The following is a 20351-nucleotide window of genomic DNA, read 5'->3' as shown; positions in this document are numbered from 1 at the left end:
TGATAGAGGGCGCGATACCCCTATACCACCGATCCTGCAAAAACCGCGTAAAGCCGGCTTTAAGATTGGGTCGTGCCGGTGCCCTGATCGACAAAGCGCCCCACAAGTCCGGCCACGGCGATCACGGCAGTGATCTTCGCCATATCCTGCGCCGGGATCAACGCCTTGACCTCGTCCGGCACCTGAAGCCACAGGGCGGGAATCGCCGCCACAGCTCCCAGGGCCCAGGTGGAATAGGCGCGCAGGGCCGAACGCCAGTTGTCTATGAGTTTCATACCTAACTCCTGTAAGGGTATTTGAACATCGAAACGGAGGTCATGGCGCGATTGGCTGTGCCGCTGACACCGACAGCGCAGAAAAGCCCCAGATCAGGAGACCAGCTGACCGCATCCCAGCTGTTGTCAGCCGCACTGGATCGTGTCGCCCAGGCGACACCATCCGGTGAGGTCATGACACGGTTGCCCGTGCCACCGTCCCCTACCGCGCAAAGCAGACCGAGTTCCGGCGACCAGCAAACGGATTGCCAGTTATTATCGGCAGCGCTGACGCGGGCGGTCCAGGTGATGCCGTCCGGCGAGGTCATGATGCGATTGCCAGTGCCGGTCACGGCCGTGGCGCAGAACAGCCCCAACTCCGCGGACCAGCAGACAGCCTGCCAGTCGTTGTCGACCGCAGAACTGCGGCTGGTCCAGGTGATGCCATCAGGCGACGTCATCACGCGATTGCCAGTCCCTGTGTTACCGACCGCGCAGAACAGTCCCTGCTCCGCGGACCAGCAGACAGACCGCCATGTATTGTCTGCGGCACTGGCGCGCGCCGTCCAGCTTATGCCATCCGGTGAGGTCATGACACGGTTACCGGTCCCTGTGGCGCTCACGGCGCAGAACAGTCCCAGCTCAGGCGACCAGCCAACCGAGCGCCAGTTATTATCCACCGCGCTGGCACGCGCCGTCCAGGTGACGCCATCCGACGAAGTCATGACACGGTTACCCGTGCCGGAACTGCTTACGGCACAGAAAAGCCCCAGCTCGGACGCCCAGCACACCGATATCCACGTATTATCCGCCGCACTGGTGCGAACCGTCCATGTAATGCCATCCGGCGAGGTCATGACGCGGTTGCCTGTGCCGGAATTCGCTACGGCACAGAACAGACCCAGTTCCGGCGACCAGCAGACCGATTGCCAGTTGTTATCGGCAGCGCTTGTGCTGGCCAGCCACGCCGTGCCGGTCACATAGTTGCGCTGCGGCACGGCCGGCGTCTTGTAAATCGCCTTGCCGAAACGCATCCGGCCGCTCGATCGGTTGACCGTCAGGGCGGTGCGCCAACTGCTGCCGTCCGGAGACACCTTGAGGGTCAGGTTGCTGTCGCCGAGCAGGCCCAGGATCGCCCGCGTACTGTAGCCTTTCTGGAACAGGAGTTGCGCACTATTGCCATCGGCTTCCTTGTTGAGAACCAGCGACAGGTTACCACTGCCGCCTTCGGCCACGGTCTTGCCACTCAAAAGCGCCGCCGGCCCTTTGACGGCCAGCACATTATAGGCATCCGCCGTCGTGCCCACGCCCAAACGCGTCAGATTGGCCAGGGCCTTGATAGCGTCCTCGAAGCTCGTCCAGCCCGAGGCCGTGCGCAGCAGGAAAATGCCCTCACTCCGGACAAAAACAATGGCGCCTTCCGGGAAATCCACCGCCTCCCACACGCCGCCCTCAATTCGGACAAAGCTGCCTGCCGGAAGCAATGACCAGGCATCGCCGGTCGGGGTGGCGGGCAGGATGTACGTGTCGCCCTCTACCGCGTCCGCCGGCTGGGCCGCCACGCTGCGGCTGATGACGAACGCCTGCACCAGGCTTTCAAGCCGCATCAGATCGGCGTTCATGACAATGCGCTTCTGGCTGTGGTCGCCTATCAGCGGCAGTTGGAGTCGGGGTGTCGTATCGCTCACGCCTCACCTGTTCAGGAAATGAATGTGTCCTGAAGGATGAGGGCGGCCTCTGCCGGCGGGGATTAGTTATTCAGCTATAGAGATAGATCAGGCGCTTCTTGCCCTTGGTGCCGCGCATATCGCTGATGTTATGCTCATGGCTGCCGTCACGATGGGCCTGGGCAGCGCTGCCTTCGATATAATGCGTCTTCTTGATATCCTGCTGAATCAGGTGGGCGGCATAAAGATGGCCCTGGAAGAGCGCGTCCACCCCGCCGGGGATCAGGCCCAGCACAGCCCCTGCCCCCGGTATCAGCTTGACGACATCCTCGACAGTCGTGATGCCACTGTCGATCGCCAGAATGATCAGCGAGATGATCAGCGTGGCCGGTGTCACCCGCGCACGGAAGCCCTGGAACAGGAGGATAAGCCCCGCCCCCACCGAATAGACCGTGGACAGGAAGGGAAAGGGCAAAAGTGCCAGGATACCGTCCAAGCCGATGATATTGATCGGCCCTATGCCGATGATCCGGTCCGACAGCCGTTTGACGGTCTCGACCGATTCATAGATGCGCCATACCTCGTCCTGGGTTTTCGCGAACATGGCCCTTGCCCCCCGATGGATGGACACATAATAGACACTGGAATGATGACACTCTTAACCTGCGTTAACCAATAACGCGGGGAACTCAGTTCTTGTCAATACCGATTGGAGTCCCATGCGGCCGATCACTGTCCTGAGAGCGATCTGGTCGGCTCTGTGTACCGGCGCTTCGGCCTTGTCACTTGTGCTGGCCGCCTTATGCTACACAAATCCGCATTACCCGCCGCTTTACCTGATCGATATCTTTACCCTGCCCCTGCTGACCGCTACGGTCGCGCTCGTCGTCGCCTTCTGGCTGATGCGCGAGAAAGCGGCCTGGCGACTGGGTTTCGTCGCCGCCGGCGCCTGGTTACTGGCCCTGTGGCCGCAGGCCTTTCCCCCTCAAACGCCGGTGGACACCAAATCACCAACCGTGCGTGTCATGTTTTCCAACCTTTATATCTTCAACCGCGATCCCGCCCGCCTGCTCGACTGGGTGGGTAGTGAGAAGCCGGATATCGTCGCCACGGTCGAAAACCTGACCGATCCGGACGAAGCGCCGATGGTGGATAAGGCCTATCCCTACCATTCCAAGCACCGGGATACGGTTGTCTATTCGCGCTACCCGATCCTGTCGGCTCATCATGGCGATACCGAATACAGCTTCGACATGTTCGATATCCGCACACCCCAGGGCCTGATGCACCTGGCCGTGGTGCATCTCTGCCAGCCCAGGCTCACCTCGCATGAGTGCCAGTCATCGCAAATGACCCGCCTGCGTCAGGATATCGGCGCGGACGAACGCCCTGACACCCTGATGGTCGGTGACTTCAACTCATCCTTGAGCGCCTATCTTCTGCAGGACTTTGCCCGCGACATGAAGTTCCGTCCGGTGGCGGCGCCGACCGGTACCTGGCCGGCGCTTTTGCCCGGCGCGCTTCGCATAGGCATAGACAATGCCTTTGCCGGCAGCCATTTCAGCCTGTCACATCGTCAGGTGGGACCCGATAACGGTTCAGATCACCGTCCGATCCTGATCGACGTCCGGCGGGTGAACTAGAATTACTTTTTGGGCTTCTTGACCGCCGAGACAGCGCGGGCAATCGGCTTGGGCTCGACCTTGACCGGCGCTATGGCCGCCGCCTTGAGCACAGCCGGCGCTTCCACGGCCGCGGCCTCGACCGCGACGGGCGCTTCGATCACCGGATCGAAAGCAACCTTGGGCTCAGGCATAGCCTCCACGGCGTCGGTCACCATCGCTGTCGTGGCCTCGACCGTCTTGCTTGCGGCCTTCACCGCCGTCTTCGCCGTATCCGTGGCTGTATCCACGGCCTTTTCGGCAACTGCCTTTGCCGTTTTTGGGGCCGCCCTGGCAGACGACTTGACCACCGATGCCGCTTTTTCAGCCGCAGGTTCGACGGCGCCGGCCACCTTTTCCGCCGCGCCCCAGACACCACCAAAACCTGTGGTGCCGAAGCCCGGCCATTTGGCCAGGTCGCCCATCTGCGGCACGTCCTTCAGCAGGCCTTCGCTCTTGCTCAGGCTCTGCGTCATCGCCCAGGCGCTGAGGCCGAAGCTGGAGGCCGCCCAGAAGGGCACCCACATGGGAGAAAGGGCCCCGACCCAGAAGTTGACCACCTTTTCGGAAGCGGCCTTGACCTCTTCCGGCGTGGAGAAGGCGGGGAATTTCGGCGTCGGGTAATCGGTCATGCTTAACATCTTATCCTCTGCGTCCTATGGGGATTTTATTGCGGCGCAGCATAGCATGTTTCGGTTGAGTCTCCAATAAGGAGAGCGATCACAATATCCGTATGCGCGCTTCGGCCCCCGCCTCGCCAAAGGTCGTCACCACGGCCTGACAGATGGCTTCGAGGCGCGGCGCGAAGCCTTCCGGCGCATTGACCGCCACCAGGGCGCAGCCGTTCATTTTCATGGGATTCCATAGCGGCCGCAGGCGCAGTTCGGCCACCTGGATCTCCGCCATGTCGCCCATTTCGCGCTCCATATGGCGTAGCCAGGCATCGAAGGTTTCCAGGTCCTTGAGCGGCAGCCAGATCAGAAACCGGGCATCGGACCGCAGTGTCAGCAGGTCGCGCACCGTATCGGTGATGCGATGATAATCGTCCGGCTTCTCGAAGGGCGGATCGATGATATAGAGCAGATCCTCGTCGCCTTCGGTGGTTTGCAGAGCCACCTTGTAACCGTCGGCCTTGATCGCCTGGCCGCGCGGTTCGATGCGGTCATGCAACAGGCGGTAATCGTCGTCACGCAGCTCGCATCCGACATACTGGTCGCCGGCGCGTTGGTTGTCGAGGATTAGCGTCGGAGATCCCGGATAGATACCGATGCGTCCCTTGAACCCTGCTTTCGCGTTCTTGGCGCGAACATAATCGCCCAGGGGCTTCAGGCTTTCCGGCACATCGCGACCCATCAGATATTTGATACCAGCCTCGGCCTCCTTTGAGCGGGCGAAATCCGGATTGGACAGGTCATAATAACCGGCGCCGGCATGGGTATCGACCGTCAGCAGCGGCCGGTCATTGTCACGCAGCAGCCGAAGCATGGCCAGTATGGCGGCGTGCTTGGCGAGATCGGCGAAATTTCCGGCGTGAAAGCCGTGGCGGTAATTCATAAAAGTCCCAGTTCACGCCGCGTCTTCTTAGGCAGGGCAGCGACAATAATATCATAAGAACCGCGCACATGGTCCATCAGGTCCGTATCCGCAATGCCACGGGCCTGAATCCACTTCATACCGCGTGACGCCAGATAGGGCGCCGGCCGGCAGCCCTCGGCGTCGCTCAGGATTTCATAGCCGATCGGCGTCACCTTGAAACTGACCGACAGACCGATCTCTTCCACAAACCCGGCAATCGCGAAGACCTTACCGCCCACCTTCCAGACATCCGCCCCGCCCCACTGCACCACATGGGTGGATTGGGGCAAGGTGGCGCAGAAGGCGTTGAAGGCGGCAGGTGTCACTTGAGGGGCATCTCGCGGGCGATTTGCAGGGTATCCGCCAGCAGCGATTCCGAGGTCGGCCAGGCACCCGCGCCCTTACCGGTAACGTACCAGGTCTCGCCATTATCCAGTTCGATGATGGCCCGGTTCTGCTCGCCGCGCGCGCCGACCAGATAATGATCGGCGTCGAGCACTTCCAGTTTCATCGAGCCCTGCAGGCCGTCGGCGGTCGGATAGGCGCGGGCGACATAGCGCAGGCCCTTGCCCTTCGGGATGACCAGCGAGTCTTCGGTGATCTGGCCCACTTCGATATGTTTCGGCGTCTGGCCAGGGAAGGCGATTTCACGCAGCAGCTTGAGTTTCGCGCCGACATCAGTGCCGTCGAGATCAGCCGTCGAATCCGGCTCAGCAAAGCCCAGACGGCGCGCCTCATCCATGGCGGCATCGAAGGTCTTGCCCGATTCCACCTGGTCGATGACGAAGTTCGACGTGCCGTTGAGCACGCCCGCCAGCGATTTGACCTTATGGCCGGCCGCGGCGGCACGCTTGAGCGCCTCGATGATCGGCGCCCCGCCACCGACCGAAGCCGAATAGGTCAGCATGGCGCCGGAGGCCTTGGCGGCCGCACGCAACTTGTCGGCCGACGCGGCTACGGCCTGCTTGTTGGCGCTGGTGACCGAAACACCGGCCTTAAGGAAGCCTTCCAGCAGTTCGGCCGAGGGCGAAACGCCGGTGCCGATATCAACGAACACATCGACATCGTTACGGACGAAAGACCGCGCATCCGAGGTGAATTTCGCCGCCAGCGGATGATCGCGGCGTTTCGAGGCATCACGCACCAGGATGCGATCGACCTCGATCAGTTCCGGCCATTCCAGACAGCGTTCGAGAAACTTCGAACCCACGCCACCGGCGCCCATGACGGCGATGCGGATCGGGCGTTTCAGGGTCTGGCCCTTGCGATAGGCGGTCTCGCTGCCGAGCGTGGTTTCGTAGCCCTTGGCCAGGCCGGCGACCTGAACCATCAGGTTATTGTCAGCAGCGAAGCGCATTGCCTTGCCCTGCACCACCGGGAAGGCGATCTTCAGCGCCTCTTCCCAGTTGAGCGACTCATAGGGTTTAGCGGAATCGCCGACATTGGCAGGATCGGCGTCATAGACCGCATCGACATCCTTGATCAGACGGGCGGTGACACCGAGCGCCTTGGCAATGTAAACAGCGGTCAAGTCCGAACCGCCACGGCCCAGCAGAACCGGCTCGCCACCGGCGTTTTCGGCCACATAGCCCGGCACCACCACCAGATCGACCTTCTGCAGGTCGCTGGTCAGCACCTCGGCTTTGATGGAGACGGGATTGGCATTAAGGTGCTCGCCCTCGGCCACCAAGCCGATTTCATAGGCCGAACGGAACTGCGTCACGATGCCCGAACGTTCGGCGGCCATGGCGAGCAAGGTGGCCGCACGCATTTCACCGGTCGCCACCAGATGCGGCGTCGCCGAAGACACCGAGGCCTGAGTATAGCTGCCGGCCAGACGCAAAAGCTGGTCGGTCTGGCCCTTGAAGGCCGAAACCACGGCGATCACCTTGTGCGCGTCGCGAACGTAGCGGTAAATCTCCGAGACCGCGCGTTGCAGCGCACTTTCGCTCGTGAGCACCGAACCACCGAATTTAACGACCAGGACAGACATAATTCACCCGTTTCAGACCAATTTGCACGGTCGCTATAAGACTTTGACGCTGGAGCCAAGAAAAAACGTGTTTGGCGTTAAGATTCTTGGTGTTGGTTTCGGACGATACGGCTGCCGCTTCCGAAGGACAGACTTGAATAGCCCCTCCGAATGCGGCAAATCAGCCCCATGCATAACCGCGCCGTTCTGTTCCGGGCCTACGGCCTTCTTGTCCTGACAAGCCTGATCTGGGCGGGTAACAGCGTGGCGGGCAAGATCGCTGCCGGGCATATCGATCCGATCCTGCTGACCACCCTGCGCTGGTGGATCGCCGCCCTGGTGATCGTCTCTTTGTCGGTCAAACACCTGAAAACCGACTGGCCGGTCATCAAACGCCACTGGCCGCTGCTGTTTGGTTATGGCGCCAGCGGCTTCGCCCTGTTCAATATCTTCCTCTATTCAGCCCTGACCCAGACCAGCGCGGTCAATGTCATGATTGAGCAGGCTGGCATCCCCCTGATCATCTTCCTCGGCAACTTCCTGCTGTTCCGCATCAGGGCGACCGCGGCCCAGCTTATCGGCTTCGTCATGACCTTTGCCGGCGTGCTGATCACCGCCAGCCACGGCGATATCCACCAGCTTCTACACCTGAAGCTCAATATCGGCGATGTGATGATGCTGGGCGCCATTCTCGTCTATGGCGGCTATACAGTCAGTCTGAAATGGAAGCCGGCGATCCACTGGCAAAGCCTGCTGGCCATTCCCTGCATCGGCGGCGCCCTGACCTGCCTGCCCTTCATTATCTGGCGCGCTCTCACCCATCCGTTTGGCGCGCCTGACAGTACCGGCTGGGGCGTCGTGGTCTATGCCTCGTTGTTCGTCGCCCTGCTCGCTTCAGCCACCTATATCGCCGGCATCGAACTGATCGGTCCCAATCGCGCCGGCCTGTTCATTAACCTGCTGCCGATCTTCGGTGTCTTCCTCGCCGTGCTGATCCTGCGCGAACCGCTGCACGGCTTCCATCTGGTGGCCCTGGCCCTGGTCTGCGGCGGCATTGTCCTGTCGGAATGGAGTCGTCTCAAGGCTACGCCCAAGCCTTAGGACGCAAACCGCCGCGCACCGGCCACGCAAGCCACGATGGCAACCATTACCGCCACCACGGCCCAACTGATCGGCTCCTTTAGCAGGCAAGCCGCCAGGATCAGTGCGAGAAACGGCTGCATCAGTTGTAACTGTCCAACGGCGGCAATCCCGCCCAAAGCCAGACCGCGATACCAGAAGATGAACCCGATCAGCATGGAAAACAGCGACACATAACCCAGGCTCAGCCAGGCAGGCCAATGGACGACTGAGAGATCATTCGGCCAGGTCATCACGCCTAAAGCCAGCATGACTGGCGCCGCCACCAGCAAGGCCCAGCAGATCACCTGCCAGCCGCCCAGCTTACGCGACAGCCGCGCCCCTTCGGCATAACCAAAACCGCAAACAATGATCGCCGCCAGCATCAGTAAATCGCCCACCGGCGAGACCGAAAAGCCCTGCGTCAGCGCATAGATAATGATGCAGACGCCGCCCAGGCCCGAAAACAGCCAGAACAGCTTAGGTGGATGCTTTTCGCCCAGCAGACTGGCAAAGACCGCCGTCGAGATCGGCAGCAGGCCGGTGAAGACAATGGAATGCACGGACGGGATGTGTTGCAGCGCCATGGCCGACAACAGCGGAAACCCGACCACCACGCCGAGCGCCACGCCGATCAGCGAGGCGATATCGCGCTTTTCCGGCCGCGCCGCCTTGAGCACGATCAGACATATGGCCGCCAGTCCGGCTGCGATCACCGCCCGCGCACTGGTCAGGAACAAAGGCGACATCGCCTGCACGGCCACCTTGGTTGCCGGCAGGGAGCCGCTGAAGGTCAGCACGCCCAGTCCGCCATTGATCCACCCGATCGTTTTCCGGTCCATCATACACTCCTCGATTACAACTTGCGTATGACGATAAAAGACTCGCCCTGACAGGCACGCTCCGGTAAAATTACATCAAACCATATGGGTACGGATACCAGTACAGTTATGAGCAGCGCGCCCCTCACCTCACGCGTCATGGAGCAGATCCGTGACCGCATTTCCCGTCAGCAATTACCGCAGGGTGCACGCCTGCCCTCGATCCGCTCCATGGCCGAAACGCAGAAGGTGTCAAAATCGACTGTGGTGGAGGCTTATGACCGCCTCCATGCCGAGGGCGTCATCACCGCCCGGCGCGGCTCGGGCTATTTCGTCGCCGCCCCTCATGCGCCTTTGGCTTTGGCGGAGATCGGACCGAAACTGGATCGCCAGGTCGATCCTTTGTGGATTTCCCGCCAATCCCTGGAAACCGAGGCCGATTATCTCAAGCCCGGCTGTGGCTGGGTGCCCTCCTCCTGGCTGCCGGAGGACGACATCCGCCGCTCCCTGCGCACCCTGGCTCGCGCCGAGACGACCAATCTCACGGAATATGCCACGCCCCTGGGCTTCGCCCCCCTGCGGCAATTACTGTCGCGCCGCCTGTCCGACAGCGGCATAGACGCTGCGCCTTCACAGATCATGCTGACCGGCTCCGGCACGCAATCGATCGACCTGATCTGTCGCTTCCTGCTCACGCCGGGCGATACGGTGCTGGTCGATGATCCCTGCTATTTCAACTTCCTGGCCCTGCTGCGCGCCCATCGGGTCACGGTCATAGGCGTGCCAATGACGCCGAATGGCCCGGATATAAACGCCTTCGCCAACGCCCTGATCGCCCACAAGCCGCGCCTCTACATCACCAACTCCGCCCTGCATAACCCGACCAGCGCCACGCTTTCCCCGGTGATCGCCCATCGTTTGCTGAAGCTGGCGCAAGGACATGACCTGCTGATTGTCGAGGACGATATCTACGCCGATTTCGAGCACGGCCCTTCACCCCGGCTGGCCGCTTTCGACGGGCTGGAGCGCGTCATCCATATCGGCAGTTTTTCCAAGACCCTGTCCTCGGCTGTGCGCTGCGGCTTCATCGCGATCCGGCCGGACTGGCTGGCAGGACTGATCGATCTCAAGATCGCCACCAGCTTCACCCACGATCCGCTGTCCGCCGAACTGCTGTATCATATCCTGAGCAGCGGTCATTATCGTAAGCACATGGCCGATATGCGCGAAAAGCTGGCCGCCTTGCGCCCGGTCATCCTCCGCAAACTGGCGGCACTCGGCATTCATCCCTGGCATGTACCTCAGGCCGGCATGTTCCTGTGGTGCGAATTGCCGAATGGCATCGACGCTTCGGAGGTGGCCCGCCAGGCCCTGGCGCAAAAGGTGGTGCTGGCGCCGGGCAATGCCTTCAGCCTGTCCCAGGGGGCGCAAAGCTTCATGCGCTTCAATATCGCCCAGATGCAGGACAACCACGTCTTCGAAGTGCTGAAACACGCCCTCTTGACGCAACCGCAGCATTTGCGCATATAGGCTTTACTCATCGAGACCAGCCGAGGGAAAGGCCCAACGACGCTGGGGCAACCGCTGCAAACGCAGTATGGTGCCAACTCCTACAGGGCGCATTTCCCTGACAGATGAGACGGAACTCCAACGCCCGCGCGGCGTCTTTTCCCGTCTGGTCCGGTGAGGTTTTGCAGCGACCGGACACACCATGAACGCCATCCATTTTACCGCGCCCGACCTGATCGGCACCGATATCACCGCTCCCATTCCTGCCGATTTCCGCCTGCAAAGTGGCATGAAGCTGGAACAGGATGACGTGGTGGCGCGGCTCTATGGCCCGAAGGACGCGCCTGTGGTCGTAGCCGCCGGCGGCATTTCGGCCGGCCGCGTGCTGTTCGCCAAGGAAGATAGTACCGACACCGCCCCCGGCTGGTGGGAAGGCGTCGCCGGTCCGGGCGAGGCGCTCGACCTCAACACTTTCCGCGTGCTCTCCATCGAATTCGCCCCGCGCCTGCCGGCGTCACATGTCTATACCATCACCACCCATGACCAGGCGCGACTGGTAAAGCTGCTGCTCGATCAGCTCGGCGTCGAGAAAATCTACAGTTTTATTGGCGCCTCCTACGGCGCCATGATCGGCCTGGCCTTTGCCGAACTATATCCGGATGCCGTTGAGCGCCTGTGCGTCATCTCGGCCGCTCACCGCGCCCACCCCATGGCCACGGCCTTCCGCGGTCTGCAACGCCGTCTGCTGCAATTCGGCAAGGATACCGGCAGGCCGCAGGAAGGCATTTCACTGGCCCGTCAGCTGGCCATGACCACCTATCGCTCCGACGCCGAATTCTCCGAGCGCTTCGACGGCCCGCCGCCGGAAGCCGCCGGCGGCAACTATGTCGTTTGTGGTTACCTGCGCGCCCGTGGCGACGCCTATGCCGCCACCGACGTCAATCGCTGGATCTCGATGTCCGACAGCCTGGACCGCCACCGCGTCGATCCGTCGAAGATCAAGGCCAGGGTCTTCCTGGCCGCCGTCCCCACCGACCGGCTGGTGCCTTACGAAGACATGAAGGCCCTGGACGAAGCATTGGCCGACAGCGTCTTCATCGACTTCCCCTCGCTTTATGGTCACGATGCTTTCCTGAAGGAAATCAAGCTCGTTTCCGATATTGTTCGCACATCTCTCGAAAAGTAACATGTCCAAAGATTATCTGAAGAACGCCGGGCTCGGCACCAAGGTCATCAATATCGGCATCGATTCCGACCCGGCGCACGGCGCGGTCATGCCGCCGATCTACCTGACTACCAACTATACCTTCGAGGGCTTCGGCAAGAAGCGCACCTATGATTACGGTCGCTCGGGCAATCCAAACCGCGAGATCATCGCTGATGTCATCGCCGAACTGGAAGGCGGCGTCGGCGCAGTCATGACCGCCTCTGGTCTGGCGGCGCTCGATCTCCTTTGGCAGGATCTGCCGTCGCACACTCCGAAAAGTGGCCCCCACTTTTCGGACGAAAGTGTGCGAGCCTGGAAACCCAACAAGCGCGTGGTCGTGCCGCACGATTGCTACGGCGGCACCCAGCGCCTGCTCAATGCCCGCGCCAAACAAGGCCTGATCGATCTGGTCTATGTCGACCAGGGCGATGAGGCCGCGCTGGAAAAGGCACTGTCGGAGCCCACAGCCCTGCTCCTGCTGGAGACCCCATCCAACCCCTTGATGCGCCTGATCGATCTGGAAAAACTGATCGCCTTGGGCCACAAGGCCGGAGCGAAAGTGGCCGTGGACAACACCTTCCTCTCCCCCGCCCTGCAAAACCCGATCAAGTTCGGCGCCGATTTCGTGGTCCACTCGACCACCAAATATATCAACGGCCATTCCGACGTGATCGGCGGCGCGCTGGTCTGCACCACGCCGGAAGACGTTACGTTGTACCGCTGGTGGGCGAACTGCGTCGGCGCCACCGCCGCGCCGTTCGACAGCTACCTGACCCTGCGCGGCGTGCGCACCCTGTTCGTCCGCGTTCGCCAGCAGCAGCAATCGGCCCAGGCCGTGGCCGAATTCCTGTATGCCCACCCCAAGGTGAAGGCCGTCCATTATCCCGGCCTGCCGTCGCACCCTCAGCACGATCTGGCAAAGAAGCAACAGGCCGGTTTCGGCGCCATGATGAGCTTCGAACTGGCCGGCGGGCTGGACGCGGTGAAGACGCTGTTCGACCATATCGAACTGTTTTCGCTGGCGGAATCGCTCGGTGGTATCGAGAGCCTGATCGTCCACCCCGCCTCGATGACCCATGCCGCCATGTCGCCCGAAGCCCTGGCCACAGCCGGCATCAGTGACGGCCTGATCCGCCTGTCGATCGGCCTTGAAGAAGCCCCGGACCTGATCGCCGCCCTGGAGCGCGGACTGGCGTCAATCGCCTGATCGATACATCAAAATGTAAAAAGCCCTCCGGCAAAACCGGAGGGCTTTTTACATTCAATCGTGCCCCTTTAAATGCGCGACAGCTTTACGTCGATATTGCCGCGCGTGGCGTTGGAATACGGACAGACCTGATGGGCATCGGCAATCAGCTTGTCGGCCACTTCGGATGACAGGCCGGGCAGCGAGATTTTCAGCTCGACCGTAATGCCGAAGCCATGGCTGATCTTGCCGATGCCGACGCTCGATTCGATGTGGGTATCGGCCGGGACGGCGATCTTCTGCCCGGCGCCCACCGCCTTGAGCGCCCCGATGAAGCAGGCGGCATAGCCCATAGCGAACAGTTCTTCCGGATTGGTGCCGTCACCACCCGCGCCGCCCAGTTCCTTCGGCGTGGAGAGTTTCAGATTTTGATTGCCCGCCGAGGCGGTGCCTTCGCGGCCGCCGGTGGCCTTGCCGTGCGCAGTGTACAGAACAGTTACAGCTTCAGTCATGATCGGTCTCCTTTGTAAATTTCAATATCGAACAATTATATTGTGTGCAATTTGATGTCAATTAAATTGTGCGCTATGTAATGAAAAAAGTATGTGAGCCCGCAATGCCCGATTCCTCCCCACCCGAACTGAAGCTGGAAAACCAGATCTGCTTCGCCGTTTATTCGGCGGCGCACGCTTTTACCCAGGCCTATAAACCCTATCTGGAGCCGATGGGCCTCACCTATCCGCAGTATCTGGTCATGCTGCTGCTGTGGGAACAGGACGGCCGCTCGGTCAATGAGATCGCCCATCCCCTGCACCTCGATTCGGGCACCCTCACCCCCTTGCTCAAGCGCATGGAGAAGGCCGGCCTGCTCACGCGTGGGCGCGATGCAAAGGATGAGCGCATCGTGCGCATTCACCTGACGCCACATGGAAAAAGTCTGAGTGAAAAGGCCCGCGCCATCCCGCCGGCCATGCTGTGCGCCTCAGGCCTGGAACTCGACGGCCTCATGGCTTTGCGTGAGGAAGTCAAGGCCTTAGACAAGGCCATGCGCGAAAAATAGGCGCAAAGACGCCTTGCCAGCCTGATTTAATTGTCCTACAAATAGCACAACCATAATATCGGGCAATTCAGGGAGTTTTGCATGCGTCGTTACGCCATTTCCTTAACCGCAATGGGCCTCGCGGCCTTTGGCTGGGCCGCCATGGCCGAAGCCGCCACACCGGTCACCAAGGCCACCGTCGACACGACCCAGCCGGGCGCTGAAATCAGCCGCCAGATCTTCGGTCAGTTCGCCGAACATCTCGGCACCGGCATCTATGGCGGCATCTGGGTCGGCAAGGATTCAGCCATCCCCAATACCCGCGGCATCCGTAATGACGTCGTCGCCGCCCTGAAGGCGATCAAGGTGCCGAACGTGCGCTGGCCCGGCGGCTGCTTTGCCGACGAATATCACTGGGAAAAGGGCATCGGCACAGGCAAACGTCCGGTGACGCTCAATTCCAACTGGGGCGGCGTGATCGAACCCAATACCTTCGGCACCGACGAATATATGGACTTCCTGAGCCAGATCGGCGCCGACTCCTACGTTTCGGCCAATGTCGGCTCCTCCACCCCGCGTGAAACCGCCGAGTGGCTGGAATATATGACCTCTGAAAAGGAAACGAGCCTGGCCGTGGCGCGCCGTGAAAACGGCCATCCGGCGCCCTACGCCGTCCATTTCCTCGGCATCGGTAATGAAAGCTGGGGCTGCGGCGGCAATATGACACCGGAACACTATGCCGACGAATATCGCCAGTTCGCCACCTACGCCAAGAATTACAACAGCGCCGTACCGATGAAGAAGATCGCTTCGGGCGCCAATGTCGATGATTACAACTGGACCGAAACGGTCATGAAGGATACGCAAGGTCAGGGCATGGACGGCCTCTCCCTGCACTTCTATTCCGGTTTCGAGAACTGGCCGCCCTACCAGCCGGCCACTGGCTTCGACGAGACCGAATACGCCAAGGTGATCAAGACCGCCCTGCGCATGGACGAACTGGTCACCAAGCACTCAGCCATCATGGACAAGTACGACCCGCAGAAGAAGGTCGCGCTCGTGGTCGATGAATGGGGCGCCTGGCTGAAGAATGAGCCCGGCACCAATCCCGGCTTCCTCTATCAGCAGAACTCGCAGCGCGATGCCGTGCTGGCGGCCGTGACGATCAACATCTTCACGCGCCATGCCGATCGCGTCCGCATGGCCAATATCGCCCAGATGATCAATGTCCTCCAGGCCATGATCCTGACCGATGGCGACAAGATGGTCCTGACCCCGACCTATCACGTCTTCAAGATGTACGTGCCGTGGCAGGACGCCACCTTCCTGCCGGTCAGCTATGATGCCGGCACCTATACGCATGGCACCGTCACCCTGCCGCGCGCCGATATTGCCGCTGCAAAGGCGAAAGACGGCAAGGTCTATGTCTCGATTACCAATATCGACCCGACCCAGCCGTTGGAAGTCGACCTGTCGGCGCTCGGCCTGAAGGCCAAGTCCGCCTCCGGCCAGACTCTGACCGCACCGAAGCTCGACAGCATCAACACCTTCGATAAGCCGAATACGGTTGTCCCGAAGGCCATCTCGGCCACAGCGAAGAACGGCAGCCTGGTGCTGAAGCTGGCGCCAGAATCGGTGACCGTCGTCTCCCTCGATTAAACACCTCCCCCAACTGACCGGACCCTGTGTTTGGCCCCGCCGCGCGTATCTGCGGCGGGGTTTCTTTTTGCGTAGTCACTTCTGCATTTCGGAGTCATAGTCGGCTTAACAATGCGCCGGGGGGACCGCCATGACATATCGCTTCATTCCAACCGCCATTCTTTTGACGGCGGGGATCGCATTGACGCTCGGCGGCTGCACGCCAAAACCGGCGACAGAAGAAGGTTTCGCTGAAGAGAAGGTCAATGTGGATCTGGTGGCGCCGCCCGGCCCGGTGGATGCCGCCAATGCCAAGCCCCCAGCCGACGCACCATCCGGCGCCCCGCAACTGGCTTATGACTATGCGTATGGCTTTTCGGCCTCCGCCAAGGGCATAGAGACCCTGATCACTGCGGATCAGGCGGCCTGCGCCAAGGCCGGACCGGGCGTCTGTCAGGTCATTTCCCTGAGCGCCAATAACAACCCCGACAGCAGCTATGTCCGTAAAACCCTGGAACTTCGGGTTACGCCGCAATGGCTTACCGCCTGGCAAGGCAATCTCGACAGCGGCCTCAGGAAAGTCGGCGGCCACCTGACCTCACAGAACGTCACCAGTGAAGATCTGAGCCTGCAGATCGTCGATACAGACGCGCACCTCAAGAACAAGCTGGCCCTGCGGGATCGCCTGCTGACCATCATCCAGAGCCACCCCGGCAAGGTCGCCGATCTGGTCGAGGCCGAAACCCAGCTGTCCCAGGTGCAGAGCGAAATCGACTCCGCCCAATCCAGCCTGGCGGTACTGCGCAAGCGGGTGGCCACCACGCATCTCACCCTCACCTACGAGAGCGAGGCGGCGGCCGCTTCGAACGGCACTTTCCGTCCGGTCACCAATGCCTTGCGCAATATCCTCAACAATATGATGCAGATGGTCGGCGCGCTGATCACCATCGCCGCCTTCCTGCTACCGCTGGCGGTTGTTCTTACGCCCGCGATCTGGCTTTTCAGCAGATGGTGGAAAAACCGAAAATCCCGGCCCAAGCCCGAATCCTGACCCAAATCGTCGGTATTTTGCCGCAGAGATAAAAGCAGGAAGGAAGACCGGTTATGGCGCAGGTCATAGGGCTGGGCGTTTTCATCAAGGCAAAAAAGCCCAAGGCGCTGGCGAAATGGTATCGCGAGGTGCTGGGCATGAATATGGACGCGAACTGGTTCGGAACGGCTATCCCCCCTCAGCTCGCACCGAAAAAGACCATTCAGGTCTTTTCACTGTTCAAGTCCAACAGCGACTATATGAAGCCGTCAAAGCGGGAGTTCATGCTGAATTTCTGTGTTGACGACATGGACAGCATGCTGGCGCGTTGCGCCGAACACGACGTCAAGCCGATCTGGCGTAATGACGAAGACCCCAGCGGCCGCTTTGCCCATATTCTCGATCCCGAAGGCACCAAGATCGAGCTGTGGGAACCCGCTTCGGTCTAGTGCGCCTCAATGACCGGCAGGCTATTGATCGGCTCAATCGTGATATTGCGGAAGAAGGTCTCCGCCCCTTCGGACTGAAGCTGGATGGCGCCGTGGGTCAGGGGTTCACAGGGCGCGTCCGCCGAAACCTTATCACAAAGGCCCCAGACCTCCATCACCGGCACGCCATTGACGACATGGACGGCATGGTTGGCGAAGACATAGAGGTCGAGCCGGTTCCATTCGCCGACCGGCCTGTCGGCATTGACATTGTTCTCGATATTCCACAGCGCCGTATTGCCGACTGCCGCGCCTTTCGGCGCGCCCACCATGAACCGCTGTTTCGGATCGATGATCGCCGGATCGATCGCCACGCTCGAATCGACCGCCAGCCCCGCCCCTACCGGCACCACCATGCCGACGCTGCCGGTCATGATCTCGAACTCCACGGACCTTGACCAGGTGCCCCAGACCGCGCCGGGCGCTCCATGCGTGTGATACAGCAGGCCATTGTTTTCCGGCTGATCGAGGCGCGGCGCATAGCGTTTGCCGCTCCACTTATATTCGAGATGGAGGTGATAATTCCGGAAGTCGCCCTTGTGAACCAAACTGCCCCAGGTCTCTCCACTCACCCGCAGAGCCGGCGCACCGTCTTCCGCCACCACCGAGAAAGTATCCCCCTTACCACCGGGACCGATGGGACGGGCACTGCCGGGATTATAGGTCAGGCCGGGGTCGCGATAGCCCAGCCAGGCGCTCCAGTCATCGAGATCCTTGCCATTGAACAGCGCTACAGCCGGACCGGTCGCTTTCGGAATGTGTTTCAGCACCAGTGTCTGCGGCTTGAAGACTGGCGCTTCCGCCTGCGCAGAAACGAACGAAACCAGCAGGCAGGCGCCCGCCAGGGCAAAGGTCTTCAACATCTATCTTCCCAACGTCTTTTATATCAGCAGATCACTGCGCGCCACGGTCACCGCCTGACCGCGCAATTTGACGCGATCACCGGCCACTTCACACTGCAAATGCGCCCCGCGCTTCGGGTGGGCCTGATAGTAGTCGAGCACCGCTTTTCCGGTCAGAGCCTGGTAGAGCGGCGCCAGCATGCAGTGCATGGAGCCGGTGGCCGGGTCTTCCGGTATGCCCATATCCGGCGCGAACAAACGGCTGACCACGTTGTAAGGCTTGCCTTCATCGGCAAAGGCCGTGACGATCAGATGGCGATCGGTATAGGCCGTCCCCTGATAGGCGGTCAGCTTTTCCAGGTCCGGCGTCACGCCCCGCACCGCCGCTTCGCTGTCAAGGAAAGCGATCAGCGCCGGACCGCCATAGCAGCGTTGCGGCTTCACGCCCAATACGGCCTCGATCTCCGGTACCGGCGCGATTTCGTGCGGCAGGTAACCGGGGAAATCCATCTCATACCCACGGCCCGCGCGCCGGACGATCAGCGGTCCCGACAAGGTATCGAAGCGGACTTCATCCGCCGTCAGTCCCATTTCGCGGAACAGCATATGGGCCGAGGCCAGGGTGGCGTGTCCGCACAAAGGCACCTCGATAGCCGGTGTAAACCAGCGCAGGCCGAACCGCGCCGGATCGTCGGTTCTTAGCAGGAAAGCCGTTTCCGCCTGGTTGTTCTCCATGGCCAGGGCCTGCATGAAGGCGTCATCCGGCCAGGCATCGAAAGGTTCGGGCACACAGGCCGGATTGCCCTTGAACGGCTGGTCCGCAAAGGCATCGATCAGATACTGTTTCATGCAATCCTTTTTTGGCCTGAATTGGCGGCCGCTGCCCGGCTCACCGCGTCGTACATATTCATCTTCATGCCGCCCGGCATGACCATGTCCCCGCCCTTCATATCCGTCGGACAGTCGCCGGTGCGCTTGCCGGTAATCCGGGTGGTGGACTTGCCATCCCCCGTCATTGGCGGTGTCGTCGTGGCGGTGACTGTCTGGTGATACTCACTGTCGCCGACCATTTCCATATGAATATGGCTGGTGACGGTATGGCCAATCATTTCGCACACCGAATCGATATCAAGTGTGGAGCCGGTTCTGACGACATTCTTCTGCGAGCAGTGCGTATTGCCATTCATTCCTTTCAGGCCGATCTCGGCCATGCGCCCGCTCAAGGCCTCGTCGACGCACAACTGGCTGACAATCCCCTTGGGAAGCCCCTGCACCTCGGTAGAGATTTCCCACAGGCCCGGCTTCTGCAGGATCGGGCTGGTGCCGGCAAGCGCGGCCGGCTTTGCCACTTCGGCGCTGGCGGACGCCTGGCCGTCAGGGGCTTTCGACGGACTGCAGCCGGCCAGTGCCCCCAACGCCGCCATCAATACCCAGGTACGCAAACGCAGAACGGTCATCACAGCCTCCTCCGGTTTGTATGCGGCCAGCATACATCCGAAGAACGGCGTTAGGAACGGTGATTTAACGAAATTTCGCCAGCACCACGCCGGCGCCGATCCTGACGCCATCGCCCGTGATGTAATCGCCCGGCTTCATGTCGGCCGGGCAGTCGCCCAGGCGCTTGGCGTCAGTGATCGTCACCTGATCGCCATGGCCGGCAAAGGCAGGGGAATAACGGGTCTCGACCGTCTGGTGGAAAGCTTCGTGGCCAACGATATCGACATGTATATGCGAGGTCAGGGTGGTGTCATTGACCATGCAGACCGTATCGATGTCGGCGCCATCATCGCTCTTGGTCACGGTTCGGGCCGAACATTCGAGATGCGCCATTTCCGGCTTGCCCGGCAGATCATGGCCGATCAGGGCCAGCTTCTCGCCCTGGGCATCGTTGACGCAGATCTTCGCCACCGTCTTGCCGCCCAGTTGCGGCAGGGTCTGGGTCAGTTGCCACAGGCCGGCGCGCTGGCCCAGGGCGCTGATCTGGTAGACGGGCGCAGCTTCTGAAGTGGCCGCGCTGCTTTCCATGCTGGCTTCAGAAGCCGAGGCGGTGGCAGCCGACAGACCACCGCCATCTTCCACGAACGGTGTCCGGGGTTTTTCCGGCTTGCCGCATCCCGCCAGACCGCCCGCGATCGTCAGGAATATCAGCCCCGTAGCAAAAACACCCGTCGCCCTCATTTTGACGCCGCCTCCCCATCGGGCGTGTTCTTATCGAAATCCATGTCCGGCACATAGCTGGCATAGGCCGCCGCTTCTTCTGCGGTCAGGCTGGCCGCCGGACTTTCATCCGACGACATGGCTTCCATATCGCTCGTTTCCGAATGGCAGGCACCAAGGCCAGTT

The 20351-nt window shown here is 61.1% G+C and carries 23 protein-coding genes and 1 riboswitch; of the genes, 9 read left to right on the top strand and 14 right to left on the bottom strand.

Annotated elements, in window-relative coordinates; all coding sequences use genetic code 11:
* Positions 1–59: 59 nt before the first annotated feature.
* From QM647_RS10010 to QM647_RS10000, 3 genes are all read right to left on the bottom strand, one after another.
* Positions 60–275 (bottom strand): hypothetical protein, encoded by a 216-nt coding sequence (locus QM647_RS10010; protein ID WP_414995374.1) that lies wholly within the window; start codon positions 273–275, stop codon positions 60–62.
* 2 nt (positions 276–277) lie between these two features.
* On the bottom strand, positions 278–1942 hold the full coding sequence (locus tag QM647_RS10005) for a DUF2793 domain-containing protein (RefSeq protein ID WP_414995373.1): 1665 nt from the start codon (positions 1940–1942) through the stop codon (positions 278–280).
* Between the two features lie 70 nt (positions 1943–2012).
* Entirely contained in the window at positions 2013–2525 is a 513-nt protein-coding gene (locus QM647_RS10000; protein ID WP_414995372.1) for a DUF4112 domain-containing protein, read from the bottom strand.
* Between the two features lie 115 nt (positions 2526–2640).
* Between QM647_RS10000 and QM647_RS09995 the strand changes: the two genes are divergently transcribed.
* A complete protein-coding gene (locus QM647_RS09995) occupies positions 2641–3564 on the top strand; it encodes an endonuclease/exonuclease/phosphatase family protein (protein ID WP_414995371.1) in 924 nt (307 codons plus the stop codon).
* Positions 3565–3566: 2 nt separating this feature from the next.
* Here QM647_RS09995 and QM647_RS09990 read toward each other — a convergent pair whose 3' ends face one another.
* The 4 genes from QM647_RS09990 to QM647_RS09975 form a co-directional block, all read right to left on the bottom strand.
* Positions 3567–4214 (bottom strand): hypothetical protein, encoded by a 648-nt coding sequence (locus QM647_RS09990; protein WP_414995370.1) that lies wholly within the window; start codon positions 4212–4214, stop codon positions 3567–3569.
* 88 nt (positions 4215–4302) lie between these two features.
* Positions 4303–5136 (bottom strand): 23S rRNA (adenine(2030)-N(6))-methyltransferase RlmJ, encoded by an 834-nt coding sequence (gene rlmJ / locus QM647_RS09985; RefSeq protein ID WP_414995369.1) that lies wholly within the window; start codon positions 5134–5136, stop codon positions 4303–4305.
* Positions 5133–5483 (bottom strand): MmcQ/YjbR family DNA-binding protein, encoded by a 351-nt coding sequence (locus QM647_RS09980; RefSeq protein WP_414995368.1) that lies wholly within the window; start codon positions 5481–5483, stop codon positions 5133–5135. Before QM647_RS09980 ends, rlmJ begins: the two co-directional genes overlap by 4 nt.
* Entirely contained in the window at positions 5480–7150 is a 1671-nt protein-coding gene (locus tag QM647_RS09975; RefSeq protein WP_414995367.1) for a homoserine dehydrogenase, read from the bottom strand. The genes QM647_RS09980 and QM647_RS09975 overlap by 4 nt, the downstream gene beginning before the upstream one ends.
* A 168-nt stretch (positions 7151–7318) precedes the next feature.
* On the opposite strand from QM647_RS09975, the gene QM647_RS09970 reads away from it, so the two are divergent.
* On the top strand, positions 7319–8230 hold the full coding sequence (locus QM647_RS09970; RefSeq protein ID WP_414995366.1) for a DMT family transporter: 912 nt from the start codon (positions 7319–7321) through the stop codon (positions 8228–8230).
* Here the strand turns inward: QM647_RS09970 and QM647_RS09965 are convergent.
* The gene (locus tag QM647_RS09965) at positions 8227–9090 is read right to left on the bottom strand and encodes a DMT family transporter (RefSeq protein WP_414995365.1); all 864 of its coding nucleotides are present in this window, start codon (positions 9088–9090) and stop codon (positions 8227–8229) included. The genes QM647_RS09970 and QM647_RS09965 overlap by 4 nt on opposite strands.
* A gap of 108 nt (positions 9091–9198) precedes the next feature.
* Here QM647_RS09965 and QM647_RS09960 point away from each other — a divergent pair, with 108 nt between their 5' ends.
* The 3 genes from QM647_RS09960 (at position 9199) to metB (ending at position 12992) form a co-directional block, all read left to right on the top strand.
* On the top strand, positions 9199–10599 hold the full coding sequence (locus QM647_RS09960; protein ID WP_414995364.1) for a PLP-dependent aminotransferase family protein: 1401 nt from the start codon (positions 9199–9201) through the stop codon (positions 10597–10599).
* A 4-nt stretch (positions 10600–10603) separates the two neighbouring features.
* Positions 10604–10710, top strand: a riboswitch (SAM riboswitch).
* Positions 10711–10780: 70 nt separating this feature from the next.
* On the top strand, positions 10781–11764 hold the full coding sequence (gene metX / locus QM647_RS09955) for a homoserine O-succinyltransferase MetX (protein WP_414995363.1): 984 nt from the start codon (positions 10781–10783) through the stop codon (positions 11762–11764).
* 1 nt (position 11765) lies between these two features.
* Entirely contained in the window at positions 11766–12992 is a 1227-nt protein-coding gene (gene metB / locus QM647_RS09950; protein WP_414995362.1) for a cystathionine gamma-synthase, read from the top strand.
* A gap of 68 nt (positions 12993–13060) precedes the next feature.
* Here metB and QM647_RS09945 read toward each other — a convergent pair whose 3' ends face one another.
* Positions 13061–13483, bottom strand: a complete 423-nt coding sequence (locus tag QM647_RS09945; RefSeq protein WP_414995361.1) for an organic hydroperoxide resistance protein — start codon at positions 13481–13483, stop codon at positions 13061–13063.
* A 104-nt stretch (positions 13484–13587) separates the two neighbouring features.
* On the opposite strand from QM647_RS09945, the gene QM647_RS09940 reads away from it, so the two are divergent.
* The 4 genes from QM647_RS09940 to QM647_RS09925 all read left to right on the top strand — a co-directional run bounded on the left by QM647_RS09940 (position 13588) and on the right by QM647_RS09925 (position 17127).
* A complete protein-coding gene (locus QM647_RS09940; RefSeq protein WP_414995360.1) occupies positions 13588–14031 on the top strand; it encodes a MarR family winged helix-turn-helix transcriptional regulator in 444 nt (147 codons plus the stop codon).
* 81 nt (positions 14032–14112) lie between these two features.
* Positions 14113–15669, top strand: coding sequence for an alpha-N-arabinofuranosidase (locus QM647_RS09935; protein ID WP_414995359.1), 1557 nt, complete (start codon positions 14113–14115; stop codon positions 15667–15669).
* A 130-nt stretch (positions 15670–15799) separates the two neighbouring features.
* Positions 15800–16699 (top strand): DUF4349 domain-containing protein, encoded by a 900-nt coding sequence (locus QM647_RS09930; RefSeq protein WP_414995358.1) that lies wholly within the window; start codon positions 15800–15802, stop codon positions 16697–16699.
* A gap of 53 nt (positions 16700–16752) precedes the next feature.
* A complete protein-coding gene (locus tag QM647_RS09925) occupies positions 16753–17127 on the top strand; it encodes a VOC family protein (protein WP_414995357.1) in 375 nt (124 codons plus the stop codon).
* Here the strand turns inward: QM647_RS09925 and QM647_RS09920 are convergent.
* The 5 genes from QM647_RS09920 to QM647_RS09900 all read right to left on the bottom strand — a co-directional run bounded on the left by QM647_RS09920 (position 17124) and on the right by QM647_RS09900 (position 20314).
* Positions 17124–18029, bottom strand: coding sequence for a DUF1080 domain-containing protein (locus QM647_RS09920; RefSeq protein ID WP_414995356.1), 906 nt, complete (start codon positions 18027–18029; stop codon positions 17124–17126). The genes QM647_RS09925 and QM647_RS09920 overlap by 4 nt on opposite strands.
* An 18-nt stretch (positions 18030–18047) precedes the next feature.
* Complete coding sequence (locus QM647_RS09915; RefSeq protein ID WP_414995355.1) at positions 18048–18857, bottom strand: PhzF family phenazine biosynthesis protein; 810 nt, start codon at positions 18855–18857, stop codon at positions 18048–18050.
* On the bottom strand, positions 18854–19465 hold the full coding sequence (locus QM647_RS09910; RefSeq protein ID WP_414995354.1) for a DUF3617 domain-containing protein: 612 nt from the start codon (positions 19463–19465) through the stop codon (positions 18854–18856). The genes QM647_RS09915 and QM647_RS09910 overlap by 4 nt, the downstream gene beginning before the upstream one ends.
* Positions 19466–19529: 64 nt before the next feature.
* Entirely contained in the window at positions 19530–20186 is a 657-nt protein-coding gene (locus tag QM647_RS09905) for a DUF3617 domain-containing protein (RefSeq protein WP_414995353.1), read from the bottom strand.
* The gene (locus QM647_RS09900; RefSeq protein WP_414995352.1) at positions 20183–20314 is read right to left on the bottom strand and encodes a hypothetical protein; all 132 of its coding nucleotides are present in this window, start codon (positions 20312–20314) and stop codon (positions 20183–20185) included. Before QM647_RS09900 ends, QM647_RS09905 begins: the two co-directional genes overlap by 4 nt.
* Between the last annotated feature and the right edge of the window lie 37 nt (positions 20315–20351).

The sequence above is a fragment of the Asticcacaulis sp. genome (genome assembly GCF_047605585.1).
Classification (GTDB): domain Bacteria; phylum Pseudomonadota; class Alphaproteobacteria; order Caulobacterales; family Caulobacteraceae; genus Asticcacaulis.
The sequence above is the reverse complement of the archived record's forward strand: the minus strand, read 5'-3'. Positions and strand labels throughout refer to the sequence as shown.

Coding starts and splice junctions, on each gene's coding strand:
- QM647_RS10010 (WP_414995374.1), bottom strand. CDS start 275: ATGAAACTCATAGACAACTGGCGTTCGGCCCTGCGCGCCTATTCCACC.
- QM647_RS10000 (WP_414995372.1), bottom strand. CDS start 2,525: ATGTTCGCGAAAACCCAGGACGAGGTATGGCGCATCTATGAATCGGTC.
- QM647_RS09995 (WP_414995371.1), top strand. CDS start 2,641: ATGCGGCCGATCACTGTCCTGAGAGCGATCTGGTCGGCTCTGTGTACC.
- QM647_RS09990 (WP_414995370.1), bottom strand. CDS start 4,214: ATGACCGATTACCCGACGCCGAAATTCCCCGCCTTCTCCACGCCGGAA.
- rlmJ (WP_414995369.1), bottom strand. CDS start 5,136: ATGAATTACCGCCACGGCTTTCACGCCGGAAATTTCGCCGATCTCGCC.
- QM647_RS09975 (WP_414995367.1), bottom strand. CDS start 7,150: ATGTCTGTCCTGGTCGTTAAATTCGGTGGTTCGGTGCTCACGAGCGAA.
- QM647_RS09970 (WP_414995366.1), top strand. CDS start 7,319: ATGCATAACCGCGCCGTTCTGTTCCGGGCCTACGGCCTTCTTGTCCTG.
- QM647_RS09965 (WP_414995365.1), bottom strand. CDS start 9,090: ATGGACCGGAAAACGATCGGGTGGATCAATGGCGGACTGGGCGTGCTG.
- QM647_RS09960 (WP_414995364.1), top strand. CDS start 9,199: ATGAGCAGCGCGCCCCTCACCTCACGCGTCATGGAGCAGATCCGTGAC.
- metX (WP_414995363.1), top strand. CDS start 10,781: ATGAACGCCATCCATTTTACCGCGCCCGACCTGATCGGCACCGATATC.
- metB (WP_414995362.1), top strand. CDS start 11,766: ATGTCCAAAGATTATCTGAAGAACGCCGGGCTCGGCACCAAGGTCATC.
- QM647_RS09945 (WP_414995361.1), bottom strand. CDS start 13,483: ATGACTGAAGCTGTAACTGTTCTGTACACTGCGCACGGCAAGGCCACC.
- QM647_RS09940 (WP_414995360.1), top strand. CDS start 13,588: ATGCCCGATTCCTCCCCACCCGAACTGAAGCTGGAAAACCAGATCTGC.
- QM647_RS09935 (WP_414995359.1), top strand. CDS start 14,113: ATGCGTCGTTACGCCATTTCCTTAACCGCAATGGGCCTCGCGGCCTTT.
- QM647_RS09930 (WP_414995358.1), top strand. CDS start 15,800: ATGACATATCGCTTCATTCCAACCGCCATTCTTTTGACGGCGGGGATC.
- QM647_RS09925 (WP_414995357.1), top strand. CDS start 16,753: ATGGCGCAGGTCATAGGGCTGGGCGTTTTCATCAAGGCAAAAAAGCCC.
- QM647_RS09920 (WP_414995356.1), bottom strand. CDS start 18,029: ATGTTGAAGACCTTTGCCCTGGCGGGCGCCTGCCTGCTGGTTTCGTTC.
- QM647_RS09915 (WP_414995355.1), bottom strand. CDS start 18,857: ATGAAACAGTATCTGATCGATGCCTTTGCGGACCAGCCGTTCAAGGGC.
- QM647_RS09910 (WP_414995354.1), bottom strand. CDS start 19,465: ATGACCGTTCTGCGTTTGCGTACCTGGGTATTGATGGCGGCGTTGGGG.
- QM647_RS09905 (WP_414995353.1), bottom strand. CDS start 20,186: ATGAGGGCGACGGGTGTTTTTGCTACGGGGCTGATATTCCTGACGATC.
- QM647_RS09900 (WP_414995352.1), bottom strand. CDS start 20,314: ATGGAAGCCATGTCGTCGGATGAAAGTCCGGCGGCCAGCCTGACCGCA.